3 rRNA genes are annotated in these 5285 nt (G+C 55.9%); all 3 read left to right on the top strand.

The features are described from left to right. Positions 1 to 1418, top strand: a 16S ribosomal RNA gene (locus DEI84_RS15390); the annotation flags it as partial. 473 nt (positions 1419 to 1891) lie between these two features. Next, positions 1892 to 5019 (top strand): 23S ribosomal RNA (locus DEI84_RS15395). A gap of 140 nt (positions 5020 to 5159) precedes the next feature. Beyond that, a 5S ribosomal RNA gene (gene rrf / locus DEI84_RS15400) occupies positions 5160 to 5276 on the top strand. Positions 5277 to 5285 lie beyond the last annotated feature (9 nt).

A 5285-nucleotide genomic window follows, 5' to 3' on the forward strand; every position in this document is an offset into this window, starting at 1 on the left:
GGGTGAGTAACACGTGAGTAACCTGCCCCTGACTCTGGGATAAGCGTTGGAAACGACGTCTAATACTGGATATGACTACTGGTCGCATGGCCTGGTGGTGGAAAGATTTTTTGGTTGGGGATGGACTCGCGGCCTATCAGCTTGTTGGTGAGGTAATGGCTCACCAAGGCGACGACGGGTAGCCGGCCTGAGAGGGTGACCGGCCACACTGGGACTGAGACACGGCCCAGACTCCTACGGGAGGCAGCAGTGGGGAATATTGCACAATGGGCGAAAGCCTGATGCAGCAACGCCGCGTGAGGGATGACGGCCTTCGGGTTGTAAACCTCTTTTAGTAGGGAAGAAGCGAAAGTGACGGTACCTGCAGAAAAAGCACCGGCTAACTACGTGCCAGCAGCCGCGGTAATACGTAGGGTGCAAGCGTTGTCCGGAATTATTGGGCGTAAAGAGCTCGTAGGCGGTTTGTCGCGTCTGCTGTGAAATCCCGAGGCTCAACCTCGGGCTTGCAGTGGGTACGGGCAGACTAGAGTGCGGTAGGGGAGATTGGAATTCCTGGTGTAGCGGTGGAATGCGCAGATATCAGGAGGAACACCGATGGCGAAGGCAGATCTCTGGGCCGTAACTGACGCTGAGGAGCGAAAGCATGGGGAGCGAACAGGATTAGATACCCTGGTAGTCCATGCCGTAAACGTTGGGCGCTAGATGTAGGGACCTTTCCACGGTTTCTGTGTCGTAGCTAACGCATTAAGCGCCCCGCCTGGGGAGTACGGCCGCAAGGCTAAAACTCAAAGGAATTGACGGGGGCCCGCACAAGCGGCGGAGCATGCGGATTAATTCGATGCAACGCGAAGAACCTTACCAAGGCTTGACATACACCGGAAACGGCCAGAGATGGTCGCCCCCTTGTGGTCGGTGTACAGGTGGTGCATGGTTGTCGTCAGCTCGTGTCGTGAGATGTTGGGTTAAGTCCCGCAACGAGCGCAACCCTCGTTCTATGTTGCCAGCGGGTTATGCCGGGGACTCATAGGAGACTGCCGGGGTCAACTCGGAGGAAGGTGGGGATGACGTCAAATCATCATGCCCCTTATGTCTTGGGCTTCACGCATGCTACAATGGCCGGTACAAAGGGCTGCGATACCGTAAGGTGGAGCGAATCCCAAAAAGCCGGTCTCAGTTCGGATTGAGGTCTGCAACTCGACCTCATGAAGTCGGAGTCGCTAGTAATCGCAGATCAGCAACGCTGCGGTGAATACGTTCCCGGGCCTTGTACACACCGCCCGTCAAGTCATGAAAGTCGGTAACACCCGAAGCCGGTGGCCTAACCCTTGTGGAAGGAGCCGTCGAAGGTGGGATCGGTGATTAGGACTAAGTCGTAACAAGGTAGCCGTACCGGAAGGTGCGGCTGGATCACCTCCTTTCTAAGGAGCATCTGGTCAGTGCTGCTCACCGTCGTGGTGGGTTGGTTGCTGGTCCAGGCGCCCGGTTCGGACCGAACGTGTCCGACGGGTAGCTCATGGGTGGAACATTGACAGTGCAGTCGGGAGCGCGTCTTCTGGTCTCAGTACGCTCGGGTGTCTCTTTGTGAGGTGTCTGGGTTGGAACGGGTCGGGGGGAAGCGGGTTGGCTGGTGCACGTTGTTGGGTCCTGAGGGACCAGGCTTCCTGATCGTCGGGTTGTCTCTTTTGGAGGCGGGTTCGGTGGTTGGGGGTTGGGCCGCAAGGTCCTTCGGTGGGCTGCATGAAGTCAGGCGTTGTGTCTGGTGGAGTGTGGTGCCGATCGTATGTTGAGAACTACACAGTGGACGCGAGCATCTTTAGATTCGCGTCATCGATGATCGTCGGCTTTCGGGTTGGCGTGAAACATGGCGTTGGATCGCAATTTTAATCTTTGTGGTCAAGTTTCTAAGAGCAAACGGTGGATGCCTTGGCATCTGGAGCCGAAGAAGGACGTAGAAATCTGCGATAAGCCTCGGGGAGCTGATAATCGAGCTGTGAGCCGAGGATTTCCGAATGGGGAAACCCCGCCAGGCGACTTGTCGACCTGGTGACTCCCGCCTGAATATATAGGGCGGGTAGAGGGAACGTGGGGAAGTGAAACATCTCAGTACCCACAGGAAGAGAAAACAACATGTGATTCCGTGAGTAGTGGCGAGCGAAAACGGATGAGGCTAAACCGATCATGTGTGATAGCCGGCGGGCGTTGCATGGTCGGGGTTGTGGGACACGTCGCTCAGTTCTGCCGGACTGGGACGGTTACAGCGCATCATAGTCGAACCGGTTTGAAAGCCGGGCCGTAGTGGGTGCCAGCCCCGTAGACGAAATGGTGTTATGGCCGGATGTGTATCCCAAGTAGCACGGGGCCCGAGAAATCCCGTGTGAATCTGTCAGGACCACCTGATAAGCCTAAATACTCCCAGATGACCGATAGCGGACAAGTACCGTGAGGGAAAGGTGAAAAGTACCCCGGGAGGGGAGTGAAATAGTACCTGAAACCGTTTGCTTACAAACCGTCGGAGCCTCCTTTGTAGGGGTGACGGCGTGCCTTTTGAAGAATGAGCCTGCGAGTTAGCGATATGTGGCGAGGTTAACCCGTGTGGGGTAGCCGTAGCGAAAGCGAGTCTGAATAGGGCGATTCAGTCGCATGTCCTAGACCCGAAGCGAAGTGATCTATCCATGGCCAGGTTGAAGCGACGGTAAGACGTCGTGGAGGACCGAACCCACTTCAGTTGAAAATGGAGGGGATGAGCTGTGGATAGGGGTGAAAGGCCAATCAAACTTCGTGATAGCTGGTTCTCTCCGAAATGCATTTAGGTGCAGCGTTGCGTGTTTCTCGCCGGAGGTAGAGCTACTGGATGGCCGATGGGCCTCAACAGGTTACTGACGTCAGCCAAACTCCGAATGCCGGTGAGTGAGAGCGCAGCAGTGAGACGGTGGGGGATAAGCTTCATCGTCGAGAGGGAAACAACCCAGACTACCAACTAAGGCCCCTAAGCGTGTGCTAAGTGGGAAAGGATGTGGAGTTGCACAGACAACCAGGAGGTTGGCTTAGAAGCAGCCACCCTTGAAAGAGTGCGTAATAGCTCACTGGTCAAGTGATTCCGCGCCGACAATGTAACGGGGCTCAAGCACACCGCCGAAGTTGTAGATTTCGCACATGGACAAGCCTTCGTGGTTCAGTCGTGCGGAGTGGTAGGAGAGCGTCGTGTGGCGAGTGAAGCGGCGGAGTGATCCAGCCGTGGACGCCACACGAGTGAGAATGCAGGCATGAGTAGCGAAAGACGGGTGAGAAACCCGTCCTCCGAAAGACCAAGGGTTCCAGGGCCAGGTTAATCCGCCCTGGGTAAGTCGGGACCTAAGGCGAGGCCGACAGGCGTAGTCGATGGACAACGGGTTGATATTCCCGTACCGGCGAACAACCGCCCAAGCTAATCCAGTGGTGCTAAGAGTCCTAACCCGGCACTTGTTGATCCCTTCGGGGTGAGACGGGCCGGTCTAACGCTCGACCCCATGCTGGTGCGGTTAGCGTATGAACAGGTGTGACGCAGGAAGGTAGCTGAGCCAGGCGATGGTATCCGTAAGGTGAACCTGGTGTAAGGATGTAGGGCTGACGATAGGCAAATCCGTCGTCTGTACGCCTGAGATCCGACGCGTACCCGTAAGGGGAAATCAGTGATCCTATGCTGCCGAGAAAAGCATCGACGCGAGGTTGCAGCCGCCCGTACCCGAAACCGACTCAGGTGGTCAGGTAGAGAATACCAAGGAGATCGAGATAATCGTGGTTAAGGAACTCGGCAAAATGCCCCCGTAACTTCGGGAGAAGGGGGGCCGGACACGTGACCGGATTCACTCCGTGAGCGTTGAAGGCCGCAGAGACCAGTGGGAAGCGACTGTTTACTAAAAACACAGGTCCGTGCGAAGTCGCAAGACGATGTATACGGACTGACGCCTGCCCGGTGCTGGAAGGTTAAGAGGAAGGGTCAGCCTCACGGCGAAGCTCTGAATTTAAGCCCCAGTAAACGGCGGTGGTAACTATAACCATCCTAAGGTAGCGAAATTCCTTGTCGGGTAAGTTCCGACCTGCACGAATGGCGTAACGACTTCCCAGCTGTCTCAACCGCGAACTCGGCGAAATTGCACTACGAGTAAAGATGCTCGTTACGCGCAGCAGGACGGAAAGACCCCGTGACCTTTACTATAGTTTGGTATTGGTGTTCGGAGTGGCTTGTGTAGGATAGGTGGGAGACTGTGAAGCGGGCACGCTAGTGTTCGTGGAGTCATTGTTGAAATACCACTCTGGTCACTTTGGATGTCTAACGTAGGACCCTGATCGGGTTCATGGACAGTGCCTGATGGGTAGTTTAACTGGGGCGGTTGCCTCCCAAAGAGTAACGGAGGCGCCCAAAGGTTCCCTCAACCTGGTTGGCAATCAGGTGGCGAGTGTAAGTGCACAAGGGAGCTTGACTGTGAGACTGACAGGTCGAGCAGGGACGAAAGTCGGGACTAGTGATCCGGCAGTGGCTTGTGGAAGCGCTGTCGCTCAACGGATAAAAGGTACCTCGGGGATAACAGGCTGATCTTGCCCAAGAGTCCATATCGACGGCATGGTTTGGCACCTCGATGTCGGCTCGTCGCATCCTGGGGCTGGAGTAGGTCCCAAGGGTTGGGCTGTTCGCCCATTAAAGCGGTACGCGAGCTGGGTTTAGAACGTCGTGAGACAGTTCGGTCCCTATCCGCTGCGCGCGTTGGAAATTTGAGAAGATCTATCCCTAGTACGAGAGGACCGGGATGGACGAACCTCTGGTGTGTCAGTTGTTCTGCCAAGGGCACCGCTGATTAGCTACGTTCGGACCGGATAACCGCTGAAAGCATCTAAGCGGGAAGCCGTCTTCGAGATGAGATTTCCATGCACCTTGAGTGTGAGAGGCTCCCAGCAGACTACTGGGTTGATAGGCCGGATGTGGAAGCGGGGACTAACGACCCGTGGAGCTGACCGGTACTAATAAGCCGAAGACTTGACACACACTTTTTACCCACACCCTTACGGGTGTGGGGCTCGCGTCCACTTTGTGGTTCCCGACAGACGATCGGGAACAACTGAAACTGAACACCGCGCATGCGCGGAATGGTTTCGAAGCTTCCTTGTTGGAGTGTCGAAATTGTTCCGGTGGTCATAGCGAGAGGGAAACGCCCGGTCACATTCCGAACCCGGAAGCTAAGCCTCTCAGCGCCGATGGTACTGCAAGGGGGACCTTGTGGGAGAGTAGGACGCCGCCGGACTTCTTTTCA

Source organism: Curtobacterium sp. MCBD17_023 (genome assembly GCF_003224415.1).
Taxonomy (GTDB): Bacteria; Actinomycetota; Actinomycetes; order Actinomycetales; family Microbacteriaceae; genus Curtobacterium.